This is a genomic window from Kitasatospora sp. NPDC032150 (assembly GCF_055579945.1).
The window spans coordinates 1-4,954 of the sequence record NZ_JBVIMH010000083.1; the positions used below are offsets into that span (position 1 = coordinate 1).

4 protein-coding genes and 2 pseudogenes are annotated in these 4,954 nt (G+C 69.7%); 5 read left to right on the top strand and 1 reads right to left on the bottom strand.

Going from position 1 to position 4,954, the window contains the following annotated elements; translation table 11 throughout:
* Nucleotides 1-168: 168 nt before the first annotated feature.
* The 4 genes and pseudogenes from ACZ5ON_RS35695 to ACZ5ON_RS35710 all read left to right on the top strand — a co-directional run bounded on the left by ACZ5ON_RS35695 (nt 169) and on the right by ACZ5ON_RS35710 (nt 2,850).
* Nucleotides 169-906, top strand: a complete 738-nt coding sequence (locus ACZ5ON_RS35695) for a VOC family protein (RefSeq protein WP_465601713.1) — start codon at nt 169-171, stop codon at nt 904-906.
* A gap of 526 nt (nt 907-1,432) precedes the next feature.
* Nucleotides 1,433-1,750 (top strand): annotated as a pseudogene (locus ACZ5ON_RS35700) (replication-relaxation family protein); the annotation flags it as partial.
* A gap of 83 nt (nt 1,751-1,833) precedes the next feature.
* Nucleotides 1,834-2,292 (top strand): hypothetical protein, encoded by a 459-nt coding sequence (locus tag ACZ5ON_RS35705; protein WP_465601716.1) that lies wholly within the window; start codon nt 1,834-1,836, stop codon nt 2,290-2,292.
* 303 nt (nt 2,293-2,595) lie between these two features.
* Nucleotides 2,596-2,850, top strand: a complete 255-nt coding sequence (locus ACZ5ON_RS35710) for a hypothetical protein (RefSeq protein ID WP_465601719.1) — start codon at nt 2,596-2,598, stop codon at nt 2,848-2,850.
* A gap of 379 nt (nt 2,851-3,229) precedes the next feature.
* Here the strand turns inward: ACZ5ON_RS35710 and ACZ5ON_RS35715 are convergent, their stop codons facing one another.
* A complete protein-coding gene (locus tag ACZ5ON_RS35715) occupies nt 3,230-3,625 on the bottom strand; it encodes a nuclear transport factor 2 family protein (RefSeq protein WP_465601721.1) in 396 nt (131 codons plus the stop codon).
* Between the two features lie 146 nt (nt 3,626-3,771).
* Here ACZ5ON_RS35715 and ACZ5ON_RS35720 point away from each other — a divergent pair.
* Nucleotides 3,772-4,772, top strand: a pseudogene (locus ACZ5ON_RS35720) (GlxA family transcriptional regulator).
* The last annotated feature ends 182 nt before the right edge of the window (nt 4,773-4,954 follow it).

Here is a 4,954-nt window from a genome sequence, read left to right on the forward strand (position 1 = left end):
GGCCCTGCCTTTATGCGCCGGCCTGTCCACGATCACCCGAACGAGACCCCTGTTCGATCGACAAGCCCCACGAGCGGTACGACAACGGCTTCTCACCGAACTTTGACGGCGTCTCGGCGAAGTTTGACCGCGTACTTCTGCTCTGGGCCCGGTTCTAGGATTTGCGGCATGGCAACAAGACTCGTGCAGATCAATATAAAGGCCCAGGACGACTCCGTGCTCGGCCGGTTCTGGGCGGAGGCACTCGGCTGGGGTGTCGACAGCGAGGGACCCGGCGTGACGAACCTCGAACCCGTGGGCTTCGACTACCCCGACCCCACGGCCGTCTGCATCGACATCATCACCCGCCCCGAACCCAAGACGGTGAAGAACCGGGTGCACATCGACCTGGCCACCACCTCGGCCGCCCACCAGGCGGAGTTGGTCGCGCATCTGAAGGACCTCGGCGCGACCCTCGCTGATGTGGGCCAGGGCGATGTCCCCTGGACGGTCATGGCCGACCCGGAGGGCAACGAGTTCTGCGTCCTGGAACCCCGCCCCATCTACCGGGACACCGGGCCGATCGCCGCGGTGGTGGTCGACTGCGCCGACCCGCGCGCGATGGCCCGGTTCTGGGGCGAGGCGACGGACTGGACGGTGCACGAGGTCGCCGACGACCACGCCTCCCTGCGCTCCACCCAAGGCGTCGGCCCCTACCTGGAGTTCGTGTGCACTCCCGATATCAAGAGCGGGTGGAATCGCGTCCACCTCGATGTCGCTCCTTACCTCGATGACGACCTGGCGGGAGAGGAATCCCGGCTGCGCGCCCTGGGCGCCACCGACCCTGGCATCGACCAGTCCTCGATCTCGTGGAAGATTCTGGTCGACCCGGAGGGCAACGAGTTCTGCCTCCTTAGCCCTCGCTGAGCCCGAACGACGGCTCCGACCGGCTCGGGTCAGCGGCGAAGACGGCGTGGGGTCAGCGCAATGCCGCCAGAGACGGGGTGGCGTCCCCGGTAATCCAACGCGCCTCGTCGGACGCCAGGAAGGTTACGAGCGGGCCGAAAGCGCCGGAGCCCAGCGTCAAGGATCTCTCCAGGGCCCACGTCCCACCACCCGTCAAGATCACCTGCTGGGTCGCCCGGACGGTCAAACTTCGCTGAGACTCGTCAAACAATGTTGAGACGGGTCAACCAACGTTGGTGGCCGGTCGTGGCATCAACGTTGGTGGCGGCCGTTACGTGATCGTTGTGGCGGAGGGGTCTGTTCACCAAGGGATCCGCCAAGGTTCGCGGGGTTGCCTTCGGCGACCGCGTGGAGCACCCGGCTCCGCGCTCGGCCGGAGGGAACCTCTGCGATGACGAAGGATGACGGCGCCAGGACGAAGGCCAGGGCGAGGACGGGCGCGGAGCCGGACAGCGAGGCGCGGGAGGTGGAGATCACCTGGGCCGTCATGGCCGCGCTGTTCCAGTTCCGGATCGCCACCGCCGAGCAGCTGCGCCGGCTGACCGCCCCGGACGCGGGGATCGAGAAGATGCGCGGCCGGCTGCGGCGGCTACGCGACGAAGGCCTGGCTGAGGAGCTGGTCCTGCCCCAGTCCGGGCGGACCAGGGGCTGGTACCTGACCGAGCACGGGACCAGGGTCGCCGGCGCGTTCCCCGAGCTGGCGGACATCCCCGCCCCGAGGACGCCCGGCGACAAGAGCGCCTTCAAGTACACGCTGTGGCACCAGCTCGCTGTCGTGCGAACCCACCTCACCTTCCTCGCCGACGCCCGGCGCCGGGGCGACTCCTACGGGCCGTTCGACTTCATCCCGGAGATCACCCACCGCTTCGCCGAAGGCCGCGAGGCATCGTGCGCCCGGACGGCCTGCTCTACTACAGCCGCACGGCCGCAGACGGCGCCCGGATCACCAACCTGGCGTTCGTCGAAGTCGACTGCGGCACCATGGGCGGGCCCCGACTGGCCGCCAAACTCAACGCCTACGCCCGCTACTGGGCCACCGCGCCCCTGCCGGCCGGAGTACGGCCCGGCACCATCGAGGCGCAGGACGGCGGCGTGCCCCTGTGGGAACGCCGCTACGTCCGCTTCCCCAGGCTGCTGTTCGTCCTCACCGGCACCGGCCAGGCCGGCTTCGCCCACCGCGCCGACGACCTGGAACTCCTCGCCCGCACCCGCTACGTCGCCAAGATGCTGCGCACCGTCCCGGCCATGGTCGCCAAGCTGGAGGACCTGGAGGAAGAAGGCGCGGGCGCCGACGTGTGGTGGTCGATCGCCGATCTCGAGGCCGGCCCCGCCCCCTGGTGGAACTGACCGGCACCACGTCCTGACCGGCACCGACACCGATACCTTGATGCCCGTCCCGGAAGTGCCGGGGCGGGCATCAAGGTGTCCGACCCGCTCTCACCAATGCTCTGACCTGTGGCGTTATCGCCCCGTGACCTGGCCATCAAGGTATCGCCGGCTTGTCCGGGGCGATCATCAAGGGATCGCCGACTCTATCGGCGGGGCGCAGCCGGGCGCCGGATCCGGTCGCACGTACGATTCCCTGCCGTGGGCAAAGAGTAGAAGACCTTCGAGTACACCGACGACCTGATCGCGGCGCAGCGGGCGCTGGTGGCCGTGCAGGGCGAGCGCCGCGCGTTCTTGGCCACGCTGCCGACCTGGGCCGGCGATCTGGAGGCCGCCCGGCAGGGGCTGAGCGAGGAGCAGCTGGCCGAGTCCGCCCGCCTCGAGGAAGCCGAGCGGCGGGCCTGCCACGCGGTGTGGGCCGACGAGTACTGGGCCACGCTGTCCGGCGAGGACCGGGTCACGGCCCGCAGCCGGCTCCAGCACATCGACGACGAGCCGACCACGGCACCGGCGGCATAGCGAAGTCCCGCGCCGCCCGGCGGCCGGGATCGATTACCGCAGGCGGATCGGCAGCATCCGCCACCAGCTGGCCGAGTCCGCCCGCCTGGAGGAAGCCGAGCGGCAGGCCTGCCACGCGGTGTGGGCCGACGAGTACTGGGCCACGCTGTCCGGCGAGGACCGGGTCACGGCCCGCAGCCGGCTCCAGCACATCGACGACGAGCCGACCACGGCTGCGGCGGCATAGCGAAGTCCCGCGCCGCCCGGTCGGGCCCGGGGCCGGCGGCCTGGCGGCGCAGACCGGGACAGGGGGACTGCAGGCGCGCCTGGTCGATCCCTCTTGGTTCCCCTGATGCTGCTTCCTCCGGACGCGCATCGCCCGGTCTCCACATGGCCGACATCAGGGGGAATCCTCAGCGGGCGCGATCGCGGCCTGCATCGCCACTCCGTCGACGTAGGAGTGCTTTTCCTTCACTGCCCCGTTCTCGACCAGGACGAAGTCCGCGAGGTCGACGTCGAGTGCGGCGCCGGCGGCGGACTTCCCGGTCATCTTGAACTGGGTTACCCAGAAGTCCTCCCCGACACGCAGCGAGACGAGTTCGAACGTCAGGTCCGGGATGAGCTCGAAGGTATCGGCCGCCGCCTGACGGACGGCTGCCCGCCCGATTGCCGGGGGCTGCCCCGAGTGCAGATGGAACACCGAGTCGACCGTGTGAAGTTCGGCGATCCGATCGGGGTCGCGAGCCTCCCAGCAAGCGTGGTAGCGCTCGAACAGGTCGCGGGTGGTAGCGGTCATTGCCTGCCCCTCCAGTCCGTATTCAGTCAGCCGTGTGCCATGCAACATCCCGACCGGTCCTTGGTCAACGTCCTCGGCGACTTGTGGCGTGATCTGTGGATTGCGCGTCGTTGACGCCTTTCGCGCAGGTCAGGCAGCCTGCTGCCATGCGTCGAGTGGTGTTCGTGGTGTTCGAGGGGTTCCAGGCAGTCGATCTGGTGGGCCCGCATTCGGTGTTCCATTACGCGCACCAAGCCGTCGGTGGCTTCGACTGCCAGGTGGTGGCGCGTCACGCTGGTCCGGTCCGGTCCTCCAGCGGCCTGCCGATGTTCGCCGCCCACGGTATCGGCGACCTCGCCCCCGGCGGGCTGGACACCCTAGTCGTGGTGGGCAGACCGGGCGTGAACGACGCGCGCCGCGACCCCGGACTGGTCGCGTGGATCGCCGCCGCGGCGACCGGTGCGCGGCGGGTCGCGTCAGTGTGCAGCGGCGCGCTCCTGCTCGCCGCCACCGGGTTCCTCGCCGGACGACGGGTCACCACGCACTGGGCTCGTGAACGACAACTCGCCGATGAGCACCCCGAATTGACGGTAGACTGCGACCCGATCTACATCAGGGACGGTCCGGTGTGGACCTCGGCCGGGGTCAGCGCCGGCATGGACCTCGCGCTCGCCCTGGTGGAGGACGACCACGGCCCGGAGCTCGCGCTGGCTGCCGCACGCGAGATGGTGCTGTACCTGCGGCGCCCCGGCAACCAGTCCCAGTTCAGCGTTCCGCTGTGGTCGGCGCAGCCGACCAGCGACCCGATCCGCAAGCCGTGCGGGCGATCCAGGACAACCCCGGCGGCAGGCACACCATCGCAGCACTCGCCGCCTGTGCCAGCCTGAGCCCACGTCACCTGCAGCGCCGCTTCACCGCGGAGATCGGGACGGGGCCGGCGGCCTACGTCGAACGCGTCCGGGTGGAGGCGGCCCGTCGGGCGCTCACCGAGGCCGACGAGCCAGTGGCCGCAATCGCCCGCCGCCTCGGCTTCGGCACCACCGAGACCTTGCGCCGCACCTTCCACCGCCGCATCGGGATCGCCCCGGGCGAATATCGCGACCGCTTCGGCTCGGCCGGAGCGCGGGAGGTCACCTCCGGCTGGGAGCCCGACAGCGACCGGGTCTGAGAGGACGTTCTGTGCCTTTTTGTCGGGTGCTGGCCTGAAGGCCGGGCATGCACCCGCCCGAGCCACCACTAGGGCCTGTTCCAAGTTCGGATCATTGTTCGGGTTTGCAGGGTACGCGGCGGGTCGGACTGGTAGAGGTCTGGTGTGACGCGTGGTGATCTGAGTGATGCCGAGTGGGAGTT

What these genes read in the sequence shown, in the direction of transcription:
- ACZ5ON_RS35695 (WP_465601713.1), top strand. Translation starts at nt 169, where the DNA reads ATGGCAACAAGACTCGTGCAGATCAATATAAAGGCCCAGGACGACTCC.
- ACZ5ON_RS35715 (WP_465601721.1), bottom strand. Translation starts at nt 3,625, where the DNA reads ATGACCGCTACCACCCGCGACCTGTTCGAGCGCTACCACGCTTGCTGG.